General features: G+C 58.9%; 16 protein-coding genes. 7 read left to right on the top strand and 9 right to left on the bottom strand.

Annotated features, from left to right (window positions below; all coding sequences use genetic code 11):
• Window positions 1-365: 365 nt before the first annotated feature.
• Together ALTERO38_RS07040 and ALTERO38_RS07035 are read left to right on the top strand one after the other, a co-directional pair.
• Entirely contained in the window at window positions 366-1499 is a 1134-nt protein-coding gene (locus ALTERO38_RS07040; RefSeq protein ID WP_159967794.1) for an aminotransferase class V-fold PLP-dependent enzyme, read from the top strand.
• A 202-nt stretch (window positions 1500-1701) separates the two neighbouring features.
• A complete protein-coding gene (locus ALTERO38_RS07035) occupies window positions 1702-1977 on the top strand; it encodes a hypothetical protein (RefSeq protein ID WP_234484575.1) in 276 nt (91 codons plus the stop codon).
• Window positions 1978-2071: 94 nt separating this feature from the next.
• On the opposite strand, the gene ALTERO38_RS07030 is transcribed toward ALTERO38_RS07035, so the two are convergent.
• The gene (locus ALTERO38_RS07030; RefSeq protein WP_159967793.1) at window positions 2072-3748 is read right to left on the bottom strand and encodes a bifunctional diguanylate cyclase/phosphodiesterase; all 1677 of its coding nucleotides are present in this window, start codon (window positions 3746-3748) and stop codon (window positions 2072-2074) included.
• Window positions 3749-3974: 226 nt separating this feature from the next.
• Between ALTERO38_RS07030 and ALTERO38_RS07025 the strand changes: the two genes are divergently transcribed.
• A complete protein-coding gene (locus ALTERO38_RS07025) occupies window positions 3975-4565 on the top strand; it encodes a YqaA family protein (protein ID WP_159967792.1) in 591 nt (196 codons plus the stop codon).
• A 51-nt stretch (window positions 4566-4616) separates the two neighbouring features.
• Here the strand turns inward: ALTERO38_RS07025 and uvsE are convergent, their stop codons facing one another.
• Complete coding sequence (gene uvsE / locus ALTERO38_RS07020) at window positions 4617-5645, bottom strand: UV DNA damage repair endonuclease UvsE (RefSeq protein ID WP_159967791.1); 1029 nt, start codon at window positions 5643-5645, stop codon at window positions 4617-4619.
• Between the two features lie 326 nt (window positions 5646-5971).
• Between uvsE and ALTERO38_RS07015 the strand changes: the two genes are divergently transcribed.
• Together ALTERO38_RS07015 and ALTERO38_RS07010 are read left to right on the top strand one after the other, a co-directional pair.
• Window positions 5972-7951 (top strand): DEAD/DEAH box helicase, encoded by a 1980-nt coding sequence (locus ALTERO38_RS07015; protein ID WP_159967790.1) that lies wholly within the window; start codon window positions 5972-5974, stop codon window positions 7949-7951.
• Window positions 7952-8034: 83 nt separating this feature from the next.
• Complete coding sequence (locus tag ALTERO38_RS07010; protein ID WP_159967789.1) at window positions 8035-8655, top strand: glutathione S-transferase; 621 nt, start codon at window positions 8035-8037, stop codon at window positions 8653-8655.
• A gap of 66 nt (window positions 8656-8721) precedes the next feature.
• On the opposite strand, the gene ALTERO38_RS07005 is transcribed toward ALTERO38_RS07010, so the two are convergent.
• From ALTERO38_RS07005 to ALTERO38_RS06975, 7 genes are all read right to left on the bottom strand, one after another.
• The gene (locus ALTERO38_RS07005) at window positions 8722-9492 is read right to left on the bottom strand and encodes an NAD-dependent deacylase (protein ID WP_159967788.1); all 771 of its coding nucleotides are present in this window, start codon (window positions 9490-9492) and stop codon (window positions 8722-8724) included.
• A gap of 278 nt (window positions 9493-9770) precedes the next feature.
• Window positions 9771-11267, bottom strand: coding sequence for a methyl-accepting chemotaxis protein (locus ALTERO38_RS07000; RefSeq protein WP_159967787.1), 1497 nt, complete (start codon window positions 11265-11267; stop codon window positions 9771-9773).
• A gap of 218 nt (window positions 11268-11485) precedes the next feature.
• A complete protein-coding gene (locus ALTERO38_RS06995) occupies window positions 11486-11914 on the bottom strand; it encodes a nuclear transport factor 2 family protein (protein WP_148924337.1) in 429 nt (142 codons plus the stop codon).
• Window positions 11911-13338, bottom strand: coding sequence for a deoxyribodipyrimidine photo-lyase (phrB, locus tag ALTERO38_RS06990; protein WP_159967786.1), 1428 nt, complete (start codon window positions 13336-13338; stop codon window positions 11911-11913). The genes ALTERO38_RS06995 and phrB overlap by 4 nt, the downstream gene beginning before the upstream one ends.
• Window positions 13335-14276 carry a MerR family transcriptional regulator gene (locus ALTERO38_RS06985; protein WP_159967785.1) on the bottom strand — a complete coding sequence of 314 codons (942 nt, stop codon included), beginning with the start codon at window positions 14274-14276 and terminating at the stop codon, window positions 13335-13337. Before ALTERO38_RS06985 ends, phrB begins: the two co-directional genes overlap by 4 nt.
• A 2-nt stretch (window positions 14277-14278) precedes the next feature.
• Window positions 14279-15241, bottom strand: a complete 963-nt coding sequence (locus ALTERO38_RS06980) for a DUF523 and DUF1722 domain-containing protein (protein WP_159967784.1) — start codon at window positions 15239-15241, stop codon at window positions 14279-14281.
• 137 nt (window positions 15242-15378) lie between these two features.
• Window positions 15379-15594, bottom strand: coding sequence for a TIGR02450 family Trp-rich protein (locus ALTERO38_RS06975; RefSeq protein ID WP_148924333.1), 216 nt, complete (start codon window positions 15592-15594; stop codon window positions 15379-15381).
• 178 nt (window positions 15595-15772) lie between these two features.
• On the opposite strand from ALTERO38_RS06975, the gene ALTERO38_RS06970 reads away from it, so the two are divergent.
• Together ALTERO38_RS06970 and hemH are read left to right on the top strand one after the other, a co-directional pair.
• Window positions 15773-16672, top strand: coding sequence for a TIGR01777 family oxidoreductase (locus tag ALTERO38_RS06970; RefSeq protein WP_159967783.1), 900 nt, complete (start codon window positions 15773-15775; stop codon window positions 16670-16672).
• Window positions 16673-16744: 72 nt separating this feature from the next.
• Window positions 16745-17770, top strand: coding sequence for a ferrochelatase (gene hemH / locus ALTERO38_RS06965; RefSeq protein ID WP_159967782.1), 1026 nt, complete (start codon window positions 16745-16747; stop codon window positions 17768-17770).
• Window positions 17771-17802 lie beyond the last annotated feature (32 nt).

Genomic DNA, 17802 nt, shown 5'->3' with positions numbered 1-17802 from the left:
CCGCTTATAAGCTTGATATCAATTTGATATTCAAATGCCATGCTTACCGGATTTCGAGAAGGGCTGGAAGCCCCTAGCTATAAAGGCGGCAGTAATGGTGGCGTCATTTTTTTGAATTCACCGTTAACGCCGTCTCGCTTCAGGCGGCAGAGATAATCCGATAAACGGCATCATTATTTTTGAACTATTTGCAGGCGGGTGAAGTTCATGGCGAATCGGTACACGGATAAGCCACCCGAAGCGAGGCTTGCGCTCACGCAGTTCGCGAGTTTGTGGCTACGTTGACGAAGGGTTTTGGTTGTGCTTGTAAAGCGCTGATGCTTCGGGCAGGGTCGAAGCCAGGCTTCTATCTACGGAGTGAACTCATGTCGGAGCTATACCCCCGCGTCGACCCCGATGGACTGATCGAATATTCAGTTGTCTACACGGACCGATCGCTAAACCACATGTCCAAGTCGTTCCAGGGCGTCATGAACGACATATCCACCACACTGAAATCTGTCTACAACGCCCACTCGGTTGTAGTGGTGCCCGGCAGTGGCACTTTCGGAATGGAAGCTGTTGCGCGCCAGCTTGCGCATGACCGCAACTGCTTGGTTATCCGAAACGGCTGGTTCAGCTATCGATGGACGCAAATATTCGATATGGGCAGCATTCCGGCGCAGTCCACGGTGCTAAAGGCTCGACCGGTGGATCAGGCGGCGCAAGCTGCTTTCATGCCCCCGCCAATAGAAGAAGTCGTCGCCAACATCGCCGCCAATAAGCCGGACCTCGTGTTCGCTCCGCACGTGGAAACATCGTCTGGGATCATCCTCCCCGACGACTACCTGCGCGCAGTCAGCGATGCGGTACACGCGGTGGGGGGGCTATTTGTTCTGGACTGCATCGCCTCAGGTGCGCTGTGGGTGGATATGCAGGCAAGCGGTGTGGATGTGCTGATCAGTGCGCCACAAAAAGGCTGGAGCGCGTCACCCTGCTGCGCGCTGGTGATGCTCAGCGAGGCTGCCCAGGCACGCGTCGAGGCGACACAGAGCAGCAGTTTCGCTTGCGACCTCAAGAAGTGGCTGCAGACCATGCAGGCCTACGAGCAGGGCGGTCATGCCTATCACGCGACCATGCCAAGCGACGGATTGGCGCGATTTCGCGACGTCATGTTGGAGACACGGGATTACGGCTTCGAAACCGTTCGTGCACAGCAACTGGAACTCGGTCAGCGAGTTCGGTCGTTGCTGGCTCAGCAGGGCTTCAAGAGTGTGGCTGCCGAAGGATTCGAAGCGCCCGGCGTAGTGGTCTGCTACACCGACGATGCAGGCATCAAGAACGGTAGCAAGTTTGCGGCGCAGGGGCTGCAAATTGCTGCGGGTGTGCCCCTACAGTGCGACGAGCCAGCGGATTTCCAGACCTTCCGCATGGGGCTATTTGGTCTTGAAAAACTGAAAAATATCGATCGGACTTTGAATATCTTGCAGCGCGCGCTCAATGAGATCGTTCCCGTCTAGGTCACGGCTATAAGAGCGGTCCGGAAGAATAAAGACCGCTCGTCGAGCAATCAAAAGGCGTCAATAACGATTCGCGGCCCAGTTGTTTACCCATTCCGCGTGCCGGAGGCCTCGTGAATACTGTCGTTGGGAGGGGGTTAAGCGGCTGGAACCTGCGAGATAGACACATTCTTGAAACAAAATTGTGTTTGCACGAGCCGTTATGCTGACTACGCTGAAATTGTACAAAGCTTATTACAACAAGAAAGAGGGGCTAACTATGACCAACAACCAGAATGCTCAGGTCGTTGCACTCGAGTTATGGCGCTTTTGCGCACACTGCGTTGCTGCCATCGTTGTTGTAGGAGCGGTACTGATTGGGTTCCTTGGATCATGGGAGCTGGGCCTCAAGGTCGGCGTGCTGCCGTTACTGGCGCTCGTTGCTGCAGACATGTTGGCCAGACGTCGGGAGCATGACATTCAACTAAGGAATTCCTGACCACCTGCCATCCTGCGCCGACCCGTGCGGTTCGCGCAGGATAAACATCCTCCGCTGTTGTTCTCGTCGCCTTCCATTTGCCAGCTTAGCTGCCTCACTTATGGGTAAATTCATAGTGGGCCGCCCATTCTGCAACCTCGTGGGCCGGCATTGGCGCTGCAATGCCGTAACCCTGAGCCAGGTAGCAGCCCAATCCAAGCAGCATGCTTTCCTGCAAGCTCGTCTCGACGCCTTCAGCAATGACTTCACGCTCGAAGGTACGTGACAAATTGATGATTGCCTCGGATAACGCCAGGTCTTCCTTGTCATGGAGGATGTCGCGTATGAATGACTTGTCTATCTTTATGGTTTGCGCGGGTAGGCGTTTGAGATAGTTGAGCGAAGAGAAGCCGGTACCAAAATCGTCCAGAGAGAAGGTGATCCCTATTTTCTGGCAGTCGATCAAGCACTGGCTGACATGCTCGAGGTTGTCGATTGCGGTGGACTCTAGGATTTCTATATCAAGGTAATGCGGCGAAACGCTGGGATGTCGTCCGAGCAAAATTCGCAGCCGCTCCACGAAATCGGGAAGTTGGAAATGCCGCGCCGCGATGTTTACGCTGACCGGCCGGTGATGGCCTTCACCCGCCCATGACTCGATCTGCTGTAACGCGCGATCAATTACCCACTCCCCGATATCAATTATCAAGTCAGTGCGCTCGACTGCGGGGAGAAAGGTGTCCGGCAGGAGCATTCCCCGTGCCGGATGGTTCCAGCGCAGCAGAGCTTCGAAACCCGTCACCGTGCCGCTGCGCAGGTTGACCTTTGGCTGATAATGGAGCTCAAGCTCGTCGCGTTCCAGCGCATGCCGCATACATTCAATCGTTTGAAACGCTGCTCTGGTCTCGTTGCTGATCGAGACATCAAAAAAACGGTATCGATTGCGCCCGTTTTGCTTGGCCTCGTACATCGCCTGGTCGGCATGGCGTAGCAAGGTATCAGGGCCCTCGTTATCTTTCGGGTATATGGAGACGCCGAGCGAGCCCGCGACGTTGAGCAAATTGCCATCGATGTGAAAAGGAACAGCTATCACGTCAAGGATCCGCTGTAGCGCGGCGGGCAGAAGTAGCTCGTCGACCTGGTCAAGCAGCAGGACAAACTCATCACCGCCCAGACGCGCCAGCAGATCTTCGGTGCGCATCTCACGAGTCAGCCGATTGGCGACTTCAATAAGCAGCATGTCGCCGATGGCGTGTCCGAAGCGGTCATTCACTGCCTTGAAACCATCCAGATCGAGTATGCACACCGCAAGTGAACGCTGATGGCGATGGGCGGCAGCGATGGCCTGATGCATTCGATCGTGCAGATATACGCGGTTGGGTAAAGCGGTGAGCACATCATGGGAGGCGCGCCATTGCAGGGCCTCGAGGAGCTCCTGCTTTTCCGTTACATCGAAACGGATGGAAATGTACTTTTCTACACGCGACGCCATGTCGTCCATGATGGGCACGATGGTGCTGTTGACCCAGTACATCGAGCCGTCCTTGCGACGATTGCAGATCTCGCCCTTCCAGATTCGCCCGTCAGCGATGGTGCGCCAGAGGTTGCGAAAAAACTCGGGCGAGTGATGGCCGGAGTTGAGCAGCCGATGGTTGGCGCCGATCAGTTCTTCACGGCTGTAGCCAGAAATGGCGCAAAACTGATCGTTGATATAAGTGATCATGCCGTGGAGGTCCGTCTCCGAATAAATAGCAGCAGCGTCTACTGCAGTGCGGTATTTATCGTTTGTCATCTACTAATCCGTGCAAGGCTGCTACGCACTTATGGGCTCGAAGGTGGCCCGTTGCACTAGTTGACTCGACGCCTTTGGAAAAGTGCAGCGTTACGGTCGGATATAGGCGGCCTTCTCGAACCAATGCCCCCACATTGTTTTCCGATAGGTTGGAATGGGTCGTTAGTCGGCGAGTCCGATTAGCTCATCAACCCGCTATTTTTAAGCCACGACGAGCCCGTCATTCATGTCCCAAGCCAACCTCACCTCCGCACGCGCCTGGCTTGATCGCCTCGACAAGTCACGTCACGCGATGACGCTGCTATTCCTAGCCTCCATGATGGAAACCTTGCTGATCCCCATCCCGATCGAGGTCATCCTCATCCCTTGGATGCTTTGCCACGCGGACCGTAAATGGCGAATCGCGACGGTCGCGCTGGCAGGGAACCTGACCGCAGCCACACTGGGTTACTACCTTGGTATGTTCGCGATGGATCAATGGGGCGACACGCTGGTCGGGCTCTTTGGCGGTGAGGCTGCGTACGAGGAATTCGACAAGCAGTTCCAGGAAGACGGTTTCATGGCAATCCTGGCCATCGGGATTGTCCCTATACCGTTTCAGATCGCCATGCTCGTAGCGGGCGCCAGCGCCTATCCCATCGTTCTCTTTCTCGCCGCTGCCTGTCTCGCCCGAGGGGCTCGTTATTTCGGTCTTGCGCTGTTGATAGCGGTGGCGGGCAAGGCGGCCCTGGATATCTGGAATCGACATGCCAAACCCATAGGTATTGCCGGGCTTGTGTTGTTTGGCGTGTGGGTATGGTTCAAATGGGGCGCTTGAGCCGCTGCGTCTTTAATAGCTGAAAAAAGCGCTTTGGCTCCGCGGTGGCGACTACTCGACTTTGGCCGTTTCAAGATAATCGCGATAGTAGTCCAGCGTGGCGAGGTTCTTGTCCTTGGCCTCAAACATCATGTCAAACCGGTCGAGGAATTCACGCGCATAAAGGTTGGTCCAGCGATTCCACATGCGTTTGCTGTGGCTGTAGAGGTCACGTTTGCTGACCTTTTCCAGCAGCGCCGGTATTTCCAGTTTCTCATCGACGTTGAATCCCAGCTCCATCAGGCTTTCCGGCGGCTGCGAGTAATGCATGGTCGGCCGTACACCGTGCCAGCTGTCGATGATGCGCGCCACACGCGGGTCCTGTGGGTCGATATACCGGTCTTCATTGATCCAGCAATGGTGGATGTCCAGTACCACTGGCGCAAGGTCGGCAAGCTGGAGGCAGTCGTCGACGCCGTAGGTCTTTTCCTCGTTCTCGAAGGTGATGCAATTACGCGCCTCGGTAGAGAGTCGCGGCCAGATCGTGCGGATGCCTTCGCCGCCCAGGCGACCGGCAATGTGCACGTTGCATTTGAAGTCCTGGAACTGCCGACCGAAGCCCATCATGCGGATCATGTCGGCGTGATATTCGAACTCGGCCAGGCTGTTCTCGACGACCTGAGGCTTGTCCGAGCCGAGCACGCAATATTGACCCGGGTGCAGCGACAGCCTGATGCCGGCTGCTCGGGCACGCTTGCCAATCAGGGCAAAGCCTTTCTCCGTCGCTGCTTGCACCTCGGCCTGACGGTAGAAGTCGGCTGCTTCCGGATGGCTGTAGAACGGCAGCAAGTCGCTGCTCAGGCGCAACATGCGCAGTGGTGGTGGCAAGGTCTCGACGTATTCGAGCAAGCGCAACTGCGCGGCCAGGTTGTGTTCGATGATGCCATTCAGCTTCTCGCGCGCCGCGTCCTGCGACACGCTGTTGAGCCAGCGCAGCGTGGTCGAGCGCGGATTGAAGGCGCGTTCGATGGTTTCCAGCTCCTTCAGCGACTCGCTGTGGCCGGGGTGTCGGTACATGCAGGCGAAACCGATTTTGTACATAAATGACCTATGCCGGACGGCTGGTGTAGCCGCTACAAGTGACTGTCTTGTTTAGTACTCGGACGCTGCGGCAGGTGCCCTGCCTCTGATGAACAGTCGACCGCCGCGGCCCGAACGTGATGTGTACACCCAGTGGGGGCAGCAAGGGTCGCATCCGTATCTTGGTCCGTACACAGGAGCGTCGAGCCATCGTCCCGCAGGCACGGTGATGCAGTCGGGGATAAGTGATTGCTGGTCGACGTGACCATTGCTCGCTCGGCCATCAGTCAGCGATGAAAAACCCGTAACATATCAACCACCTGTTGACGCCTTGGTTGTTTATTTCAATGTTTTCTGCCGTCAAGCGCTACAAGCTCCTGGTGTCGGGTGCCTTGGCGCGTTGTTTCCCTCGTACCTCCGCTTATCTGCAGTCGGAAGAGGAGCTGTTAGTGCGGCGCTGGCCGAACGCCGTGTCCAAACAGACGTTGCCTCGTACGAGCAAAAAGTCAGCTGCAGCTGCGAAGATCGGCCGTACGACCAAGTCCCCTGCGGGGGCAGCTACCCCAGCCAAGCCCCGCGCAAAAGCTCGCAAGCCGGCCAGTGAAGGCATTTATGGGCCGGCTAAGTTGACGGTCGATGAGCAGCAGATTCAGGCAATGCGTCTTCGTGTCGGTCGCGCGGTAGAGGCTGGCGTGATCTGCGCGCCGTCGGATGAGCAATGGGCAATGATCCTCGAAGACAGCCCAGTGACGCGCATCTTCGCTGGTGCCGGCTCGGGCAAGTCCACCACCCTGGTGCTGCGTGTGGTGTTCATGCTCTGCCATTTGGGCATCGCGCCAGAACGGCTGACCGTCATTTCCTTCACTAATGCATCCTGCACTCAACTGCGCGAACAGCTGATCCGGGTGCTGGGATTCTGGAATTTCGATTTCGATCCCGCTAGTGCGCGGCAGTGCGTTAGAACGTTCCATTCGGCCATGGCAGCAATGACCAGGGACGTGCTGGGCAAGCCGGTCTGGTTCGAGCAACTGGACGAAAAGGGTGCCTCGCCTCTAGATCTGGATAACCCCCTGACCGCTTCACGCATGCGGCCGGCACAACAGCGACTGCTCAAACAGGCTTATCAGTCCTGCTATGCCGAAGAGGATCGTTTTCGCACGTTGGTGCACGAGCTACTGCGCTTGCCATTGCCAGACGATAAAAAGCGCGCCCCAAAGGCGCCTCTGGACGTATTCAAGCTGGCCGGTGAGTTCACCCCTGCGCCGCTGTTCGAGGCGTTCTACGTGCAAGCCGGTTTTATCGAAAGCATTGGTATTCGCATCGACCAGATGCAACCCGCCCGACTGCAGGGTTCGTCGGTGGAACGTGCCTTCAGCGAGGCCTTGGTGCTGTTCTGGCGGCATTTCCAGGCGCTGCTCGCATCTCAGGGATTGACCACCTTCAACGGTGCGTTCCAAGCCTTGACCCAACGTCTTGCGGCGGCCGACCGCAGTGTGTCGTCAGCGGCATTGACGCCGTTCAGCCACTTGCTAATCGATGAATTTCAGGACATCTCGCCGCAGATCGTGCAGTGGCTACAGGCGCTGCACCGTGCGCTGTCGAGCCAGGGCGAGGCCGTCAGCTTGATGGCCATTGGCGACGACTGGCAGTCGATCTACGGCTGGCGCGGCAGTTCGCCGGAGCTGTTCATGGATTTCGACAAATACTTCCCTGGCCGCGGCGCATCGAAGAAGAGCAGGGTGCTGATGCTGGAAACCAACTACCGTTCAATCGAGCCAGTCATCCGCGATGGCGAGGCCGTGTTGAGCGGGGTGACGTTCAAGCAGACCAAGGTCAGCCAAGCGGCCAAGGCGACGCAACAGGGCGATCATGGCGTAAAACTGGTAACTCGCTTCGATGTGAAGAGCCGGCTGCCAGAGCTGATCTGCGAGATCCAGGCCCAATGCGAACATGTTGCCGCTCGGCCGAATGCTGACCGCAACGCGGTACTGGTACTCAGCCGGCGCAACGAGCCATTGCGGGCCATCGAGGCGCAGCTGGACCGCAAGCTGCCGGTCAAGACCTACACCATTCATCGCGCCAAGGGCCTGCAGGCTGAGGTCGCGATCATCGTCGATGATTGTCTGCCAGCCGAGCGCCATCCTTTGCGAAACGCGCTGTATGCCTACTCAGGTTTTTTCCGTAACAGCTATGACCAGGCGATGGCCGACGAGAGCCTGCGCCTGGCTTACGTGGCGATCACCCGTGGCGTTAGCCGGGTGTTCTGGTATACCCAGAAAGTTCAGGGCGCAACGCGGCTGCTAGCCGACCATCGCAAGGCGCAATGAGTAAGGCCGGCTGGCGGCCGATAGCCGTCAGAAGCTAGGGTGAGGGCGCTTGAATCTGATATCGACGCACGGGAGCACATCGAATGCTGAAACTTTGGGGCCGGACTAACTCGACCAACGTGAAAAAAGCACTCTGGTGCCTGGAAGAGCTGAATATCGAATACACCCGTGTCGATGCCGGCGGAGTCTTTGGGGTGGTTGGTGAGGCGGACTACATTGCGAAGAATCCCAACCAGCTGGTGCCTTGCCTGGAGGATGGCGAATTGGTGCTGTGGGAATCCAACGCCATCGTTCGTTATCTGGCGGCGCAGTACGGTGAGGGCATCTTGTGGCAGGTCGATCCGGCGCAACGCGCCGAGGCTGACAAGTGGATGGACTGGGTCACCTCGTCCCTGGCTGCGCCGTTTCGCACGGTGTTCTGGAACATGGTGCGCACCGCGCCGGAGCAGCGCGACATGCCTGCGGTGCACGCCGCAACAGCAGAGTGCTGCAAGTTGCTGGCGATCGCCGACCGAACACTGGCGAACCAACCCTACCTGTCCGGAGCGTCGTTCGCCATGGGTGACATTCCGCTGGGTTGTTTCGCCTATGCCTGGTTCGAGATGCCCATCGAACGTCCTGACCTGCCGCACCTACGGGCCTGGTATGAGCGGCTTCAGCAGCGTAGGGCGTATCAGATCGCTGTTGTTACGCCTTTGACATGATGCGGCGCGCCCGGGCCCGTTTGAAGACGCTTCAGCGCTGACATCTGTAGGGAATTCAGTCTTCGGTCAACCTGGGGTCACCTGACCGAAAACTTGCCTGATCAGCAGTGGCAACTGTTCACCAGCCGGCCCGGCCAATGCAAATTCCCGCTCGCTGTGATCGGTTTGGGGTTGCGGATTGACGTGGACGACCACAGCACCGGCGCGCCAGGCCAAGCCCGGAACCTCGGCGGCGGGGTAGACCATCCCAGACGTGCCGACGGAGATCAGCAGGTCGCACGATTGCGCGGCAGCGAAAGCGGTGTTCATCGCCTCAGTTGGCAGGCTTTCGCCAAACCAGACCACACCTGGACGCAGCTGACCACCGCATGCCGCGCAACGTGGCGGCTCCAGACGGCGGCCACCTTCGGGCTCGTCCGGCATGGTCGGCGATGTGTCCGGGCGTTCACCGCAGTTGAAACAGCGAGGCTGATGGAGGCTGCCGTGCAAATGGTTAACGTCGGTGCTGCCGGCTCGCTCATGCAAATCGTCGACGTTCTGGGTGACGAGCGTGAGACGGGGGACGTGCCGAGCCAATTCGGCAATCGCCATGTGGGCGGGGTTCGGCTGAGCCTGCAGCACCTTCATGCGCCGCCACTCGTACCACCCCCAGACCAGAGCCGGGTCAGCTCGGAAGGCTTCTGGCGTAGCCAGCGATGCGGCGTCGAAGCGTTCCCACAGGCCAGTGAGCGAGTCGCGAAATGTCGGAATGCCGCTTTCTGCTGACACGCCTGCGCCTGAAAAAACCACAACGTGCCTGGCTCGGTGCAGCGCGTCGATCAGTGGGTCCGGGATCATAGACTGACTCCTTTGCATCAGCGGCTAAGCGGGCATGGATCGATACCACTGAGGACACCGATACGCCAGCGGCAGCGATTTCTCCCAGGTCTTGCTCGGCTACTTCGACTGTTCAAGCTCCATCCCTGGGATGGTTTAGAGACTTGTTACATGCCACTGATTGATGCGCACAACAGGGAGCATGTCAGCCTGATGTTTCAGTGAAAGCGCAACTCCGCGAGGGGTAGCAAGCGATGGCCTCAGGGCGCCAGTGTTCAACTGGGCCCTAAGGAATTCGGTCAACGAATGGCGAAGCGACCGCTGAGTGTGCCAAGTCGAGAAGCCAGTGCACTCAACCCGGCACTGTCCTGCTCCAGCTGGCTCGCATCCACGGCATTCTGTTCGGCAATCTGCTGAACGCTCTGCAGGTGACTGGCGATATCCGCAGAGACCGCGGTTTGCTCATGGGTGGCAGCGGCTATCAGTTCATTCATGTGGCTGATGGCTTCGATTTCCTGCGCCATGGATTCCAGCAGTACAGTAGTTTTCTGACTGTCGTCGACGCAGCGGGCCACGCTCAGTCGGCTGTCTTGCATCGAATCGGCCGCTTTTCGGCTGCTCTGCTGCAGGCGTGTGATGATCTCCTGGATCTCGCGGGTCGAGGTCGCCGTTTTCTGCGCGAGGTTACGTACCTCATCGGCTACCACGGCAAACCCTCGACCTTGCTCCCCGGCCCGAGCGGCTTCGATAGCGGCGTTCAAGGCCAGGAGGTTGGTCTGTTCAGCGATGCTGCGGATCACTTCCAAAACGCGGCCGATCTGCTCGGACTGTGCGGCCAGGTCTTGCATGACCTCGTCGGTTCCGTCGATGCGGTGCGCCAGCAGGGTGATCTCCTCACGGCTAGTCAGGACCGATTGGCGCCCCTGTCCCGCCTTCGCGTTTGCAGCCTGTGCCGCCTGTGAGGCCCGATCGGCGTGGCCGGCAACTTCCTCGATGGCGGTCGACATCTGTTGCATCGCATCGACCATTTGTGCGGTTTCACCCAGTTGCAGGTCAGCACCATTACGCATTTGCCGGGTGGCAGTGTTCAGGCTGCCAGCCGTGCCGTCGAGGCCGCGCGCATCCGCTACCACCGCACTCACCAGTTCGGAGAGTTGATCGAGCAAGTGATTGAACCGCTCGCCCACAGGGCCACTGGCAGCAGAGCGCTGGTTGAGGTCGATCCGTTCGGGGTTGCGGGTGATCTCTGCCGCAGCGCGGAGCAATGCCTCGCCTTCGCTCGCTTCGGCATTGGCGCGCACCGCCAGGTAAATGAGGATGGCACTCTCAAGCACCACATAAAACGCATGCAGGAAGACCTCGCCCCAATTGCCCTCAGGCATCAAAAACACACCGGCACCTTGTTGCTGCAGTGCAAAGAAGGACAAGTGATGCACTGCAATGGTCGCAGCAGCCACGACGATGGGCAGCCAGTCCCGGTAGTACACCAGAAACGCGAGCAGGGCGAAGATGCCGAAGTGCATTTCCAGCATGCCGTGTTCCTGGTTGATGTGCAGCGCTGACATGACCATGAACGCTGCACCGATGAGGCAACGCATCAACCGCTCGCCTGCAATCAGTGCGTTGAGCACCGTCATCGCGAGGGCGGTACCGCCGCCAATGACGAAGGCCTGTGCCCAGCTGCCACTCATCGCAGCCAGACCGAGCGCATATACGAAGAGAAACCACAGCACGCCGAGCATGATGCGGTCGGCCTTGCGGTAATGGTCCTGCATGGTGATGGTCGTGTTGCTCATAGAGTGTCTCTCGTAAAGCGCTCGGGCGCGCATTGCTATATCGGCTGGGCTTGAACTGGCTATCAGACCGTTCATCGCCTCAGCGGCAATGTGTGGCTTTAAACAAGCGGGTTGCTTTAGGGCAGGGCGCTCAACCCAGTTCACACGGCACGTCGGTGACGCTCAACGGTGCGGGGTAGGCTGGTTCTATGGGACGAGCCAGAAGCTTCGCGTCGGGTTCACGCGATCCTCCGATGCAGCCATCTAATCATCGAGCCAACGACGGGGACGTGTTGATAAAGCAGGGCGCCCGCGTCGAAGTAGTCGCGATGACGCACCACTTTGCCTGCAGCGTCCCAGCGCAGCATGGTGCAGCCTTCCAGGCTGATGAGCTGGCCTTGGTTGAGGCGGGGGTGACGAAAACTCATGATCCAGCGTAGATAGCCTTCGCCTTCGCGCACCTCGTCGAAGGCGAAGAATGCGAAGTCGAGGGCAGTGACGTTGGCGTAAAGCTCCGCGAAATACTCGTGCAGTTCGGCCAGCCCGCAGATTTCATGCAGCGGATCTGTGAAGTGAACGTTTTCTGCATAGAGCTCACTCAGGCGGTCGAGGTTATGAGCATTAAGCTGGGCGAAGTTGGCCGAGAATTGCTGCAGAAAGCCGCTCACAGCGCCTCCCCCAGTTGCCTGAAGGCCGTAAGCGCGCGGTCCCGGCTCATCGGCAGGTCGATGATAGGGGTCGGGTAATCGACTGCAGCAAACAGACCGTTGAGTTTCGCAGGGTTGTGAATCGCGCGTTTGTCCAACTCGGCCAGCTCAGGCAGCCAACGCCGCAAGAAACGGCCGTCCGGGTCGAACTTGGCAGACTGACTGAGCGGATTGAACAGTCGGAAATAGGGCACCGAGTCGGTTCCCGTCGAGGCGCTCCACTGCCAGCCGCCATTGTTGGCTGCGAGGTCGCCGTCGATCAGGTTTTGAATGAACCACCGCTCACCTTCACGCCAGTCGATGAGCAGGTTCTTGCTCAGAAACATGGCGACGATCATGCGCAGGCGGTTATGCATCCAGCCGGTCGCCAGCAACTGACGCATTGCCGCGTCGATGATCGGAAAACCGGTACGGCCCTGCTGCCAGGAGGCCAGCTCATCGGGTGCGTGACGCCAGGGCAGGGCTTCGGTTTCTCGCCGGAAGCCTCGGCCCATCGATACGTGTGGATAGCCCACCAGGATATGTTTGTAGAACTCGCGCCAGAGCAGCTCATTGATCCAAGTGACGGCACCTGGATTGCCGCTGTCGTGTTCACCGCGATTTGCTCTCAGCGCGGCATGCAGACATTGCCGAGGCGAAACGACGCCCGCAGCCAGATAGGCGGAAATCTGGCTGGTACCAGGCTCGGCAGGGAAGTCACGACGCTGTTGATAGTCTGCAAGGTCATCTTCAGCGAACTGGGCGAGGCGCAGCTGGGCGAAGTCTTCGCCTGCCGGCCACAGCGAGCGCAGATAATCGCTGGGTTGGGCGAATCCATCGACTGTCTGCGGTACCGAGTCGCTGGGAATCAGCAGCAATGCCTGGCGATCCGGAACGGGTAGACACGCGGGAAGTGACCCTGCCAGCCGGGCATAACACACCTTTCGAAACTGGCTGAAGACTTTGAAGTAGCCACCCGACTGCGTAGTGATAGTTCCTGGGGCAAACAGCAGCTGATCAAGGTGGCGACGCATGCTTGTGGGGGTTGCATGAAGCGCTTTGGCGACTGCCTCGTCACGGCGCTGCTCGTTCACTCCATACTCGTCATTGACATGCAGGGTACCGATCTCATGGGTGCGGCAAAGGTCGGCAATCACTGCGGGCACTGCCTGCCAGTCTTGAACGGTGCGGATCAGCAACGGAACGTTCAGTTCTGAGAGGCGTAGCGACAGCTCAGCCAGGTTGCGTAGCCAGAAATCGACCTTGCAAGGCGCATCGTCATGGGCATGCCATTGGCCCGGCGTGATCAGATAGAGCGCCAAAGTGGGGCCGGCGCTCATCGCGGCTGCCAGGGCGCTGTTGTCACTGACGCGCAAGTCGGTGCGTAGCCAGAGAAGCTGGTTCATTCCAGATACCCTTTAGGGTTTTCAAGCAGCGACCCAGCCTGCAGGGCTTCGAGCGCGGCGAGCGGGTCAACGGCGAGGGTCAGGCCGGGTATGTCACGCAGTTCAGCAAAGTGAATGCTGGCTGCCGGCCCCGCCAGCAGCAGCGGCATGTCTTCCGGGTCGGCCAGCCGGGGCAGATGCCGCTTGAGGTAGCCGCTGTCCAGTGACTGGCTGGCATACAGCAGCAGACCCCGCGGTTTGATTCGCTCCAGGGCCAGTGGCAGTTCCGCCAGTGGTACAGACCACTCGATCACCTCGGCAGCGCAACCTGCACTGGACACCAGCCAGGCGCTGAGCCACAGCCCCGGATCGAAGCGCTGATCGCACAGGGTCGTCAACAGCAGCGGTGCGCCGCCATGCTGACGGTTGCTGTGATAGATGCGAGTGCCCAGTTTGGTTCGCAGCCACGAACAGAACAATCCACGCTCGACTTCTGCGCCGAAAGAGCTGGTCCAGCGTTGTTCGAGACTCAGCAGCAGTGGCAGCAACAGGTGCTTGCACAAGGTCAATGGCGGATACAGCGAAAGCGCACGGTTAAAACTGTCGTCGAGCTGTCGTTCGGAGAGTTCGGTGACGGCCAGGAACATCTGGTCATGCAGACCGCCCCATGGGCTGTGCTCGTTCAGATTGAGAGTCTGGCGAGCATCCAGCAACTGCTTGACCTGGCCGACGGCTACGCCCCGATTCAGCCACTTGAGAATGCTCTGGATCCGCTTGACGTGGCTGTCGTCATAGAGCCGATGGCCCTTGGGTGTGCGGCGCGGCACGATCAGCCCGTAGCGCCGTTCCCACGCACGCAGCGTGACCGGATTGACGCCGGTGAGGCGCGCAACTTCCCTGATCGGGAACCAGCCGTCTTCACGGCTCACATTGATGTCGTCATCAACAGTCAGGGTCATGTCTAGATGCCGTTGCGCAGGCTGAGGTCTTCGGGGTGCGGCTGCAGATATACCTGGCTGGCCACATAGCGATCCGGATGACGGCGGAAGTGATGCTTGAGCAATGTCATCGGTACGACGAGCGGCACGATGCCCTCGCGGTATTGGCTGATAAGGCGTTGCAGTTCCTGCTTGTCGTCGCCGCAAAGATCGTTCTTCAAGTACCCGCTCAGGTGCTGCAGCACATTGCTGTGGGTGCCGCGCGATGCGGTGGTCTTGAGCGCGGCCATCAGCTGGCTGAAGTAGATCGGTGCGAACTCATCGAGCGGCTTTATGCCCACCGTTGCGACCATCCGGCCGAGGGCTTTGTATTGCCCAGGGTTGGTCGCCATCAGCTGATACTTGTGACGCGAGTGAAATTCGACCAGTGCCTTGCGGGTAAGCCCGGCTTCGAGCAAACGCTGCCATTCGGCGTAGGCAAAAATTCTTGTGAGGAAATTTTCTCGCAGTACGGGGTCGTTCAGCCGACCGTCTTCCTCGATGGGCAGGTCCGGTCGCGCTTCCATCAGCGCATGAGCGAACAGGCCGGTGCCGCCGCCGTCAATGGGATGCCCATTGGCTTGGTAGACCTTGACCCGTTCCATCCCGCAGGAGGGGGATTTCTGCATCAGGATATAGCCGCTGATATCGCTCAGTTCGCGAGCGATCTGCTTGCCGTATGCAGTCAGGGCTTCGCTTACGTCCAGCTCCGGGTGCACGGTGCCCACTGCGCGAGGACTGTCGGGATCACCGACCAGACGGATTGGCTCACGGGGCGTGCCGAGACCTATGGCGACCTCAGGGCAGACCGGCACGAATTCGAAATGCCTGGCCAACGTTTCGCTGCATAGGCGCGATTCCTTATGGCCACCATTGAAACGCACCGGGCTGCCCAGCAGGCAGGCACTGATACCGACTTTGATCGGGGGACGAGAGCTATTAGGCATGTGATCGACCTCGCTGCACTTGTACAGGTAGGGTTTTCTGTACAATATGAGGCCATCATAAGTGGTTACTTGTACAAGTCAATACTACATGTACAAGATTCCGTGAGGCAGCTGATGCTGCCTGCCAAGCGCCTACTTTAACGCCACCCGAACAGCCATTGCTGATCGTCGCGCAGGACCTGCCAGTCGATCCACTGGCTTCGTTGAGTGAGGACAGCCTGAAGCTCAACTTGCAGCAGAACGTCGTTTTCATCCCGCAACAGCTCGGTAATGAGGAAGTGCTTTTCCTTGTTTTGGGGCGTAGTGGACGTCCACTTGGAAAGCAGCAGTTTGTCTGGATTGAATCGATTCATAACGACCGGACACCTGAAAAGACTGAAAGAGCACTGGCAGCCTGTTGAGTAGTTGTACATAGACTACGCTTGCATTACCAAGTTATACAGCGTTTGATTTCTGTATAGGTGTGGCGTCAGAATGTAGCAGCCCGCTGAGTCATTGGTGCGGGCCCACAGCTGAGATGCGGAGGCTGCAATGAACATATTGCTCACCGGCGGGACTGGCCTAATTGGTCAGGCGCTGTGTAAACACTGGTTGCCACAGGGGCATCGGCTCTGGGTCTGGAGTCGGTCACCCGAGCAGGTTGCGGAGCGTTGCGGCGAGTCGGTAAAAGGCATTGGCGAGCTTCGCGAACTGGACCAGGTCCAGCTCGATGCAGTTATCAATCTGGCAGGTGCACCGATTGCCGATCGGCCTTGGACCAAGTCCCGTCGTTTGCTGCTGTGGAACAGTCGCATCAAACTGACCGAGCAGCTGGTGGAATGGCTTGCGACGCGGCAGCAGAAACCCAGTGTGCTGATTTCCGGCTCGGCGGTCGGTTGGTATGGCGACGGTGGTGAGCGGGAACTGAGCGAGGACGACAGCCCGGTTACCAACGATTTCGCTAGCCAGCTGTGTGCTGCCTGGGAAGAGAGTGCAATGCGAGCGGAGTCGTTGGGCATTCGCGTGGTCCTGATCCGGACCGGCTTGGTGCTGGCACCTCAAGGCGGCTTTCTGCAACGTCTCAGGCCGCTGTTCGCGCTTGGGCTTGGCGGCAGACAGGGCAATGGCCGTCAGTGGATGCCTTGGATTCACATAGACGATCAGATCGGCCTGATAGATTTTCTGTTACACCAGCCCGAAGCAGGCGGCCCCTACAATGCGTGCGCACCACAGCCGGCACGCAATGCCGAGTTTGCTAAAGCCTTCGCAGCGAGCATGGGGCGTCCGGCAATACTGCCGGTGCCTGCGCTGGCCTTGAAGGTCGGCTTGGGCGAACTTTCCGGGCTGATCCTTGGCGGACAAAAAGTGCGACCGTTGCGATTGCAGGTCGCAGGATTTCAGTTTCGTTTCGTGACATTGGATGCGGCATTGGCAGACCTGCGCAAGGCGTGACCGCTGTGTGAAAATAGCGTCGCGGCCCAAGGGGTGCGGCGCGATCCATTAAATCAGTAGTTGGAAATGTGCATGTCCGAGCAGGCGTTGTTGTTGGTCAATCTGGGTTCTCCGGCGTCCACCGAAGTGGCCGATGTTCGCCGCTATCTCAATCAGTTTCTGATGGACCCTTATGTCATCGACCTGCCTTGGCCCGTTCGCCGGCTGCTGGTCTCGCTCATCCTGATCAAGCGCCCGGAACAGTCGGCACATGCCTATGCATCCATCTGGTGGCCGGAAGGATCACCTCTGGTGGTGCTGAGCCAACGCCTGGCCGACGCTGTTCGGCCGTATTGGAAAGAGGGCCCGGTCGAGCTGGCGATGCGCTATGGCGAACTGTCCATTGAGCGCTCGCTCTTGAAATTGGCAGGGCAGGGCATCAGGCAGGTCACTCTGGCGCCGCTGTATCCACAATTCGCGGACAGCACCACGACCACCGTCATTGAAGAGGCACGGCGGGTGATTCGCGAACGCGGCCTCGACATTCAGCTGTCCATTCTGCAGCCGTTTTTCGACCAGCCGGAATATCTCGAGGCGTTGGTTGCGAGTGCTCAACCGCACCTGGAACAATCGTTCGACCACCTTCTGCTGAGCTATCACGGCTTGCCTGAGCGGCATTTGCGCAAGACGGATCCGACCGGCGCGCATTGCCTGAAAACCGATGATTGCTGCCAGCGTGCCGAAGGCGCGGTGCTCGCCAGCTGCTACCGCGCGCAGTGCATTCAGAGCGCAGCGGCATTTGCCGAGCGTGCCGGCTTGCACCCCGAACAGTGGTCGGTGTCATTCCAGTCACGACTGGGGCGTGCCAAGTGGATCGAGCCCTATACCGAGGCGCAGCTCGAAGAGCTGGCGGCCAGAGGCGTGAAGAAGTTGCTGGTGATGTGCCCGGCCTTCGTGTCCGACTGCATCGAAACGCTTGAGGAAATCGGTGATCGAGGCCGCGAACAGTTCGTTGCGGCCGGTGGTATGGATCTACAGCTGGTCCCTTGCCTGAATACCCATGAGCAGTGGGTGCAGGCGCTGGTCACCCTGTGTCGCCGGGCCCCGCTGGCGCTGTAAGCGGCCCATCTCGGCGTGAGGTACGCGAATGC

Source organism: Pseudomonas sp. 9Ag (genome assembly GCF_902506445.1).
GTDB lineage: Bacteria > Pseudomonadota > Gammaproteobacteria > Pseudomonadales > Pseudomonadaceae > Stutzerimonas > Stutzerimonas stutzeri_AB.
Note: the sequence above shows the minus strand (reverse complement) of the source record. Positions and strands in the feature narration are given on the sequence as shown.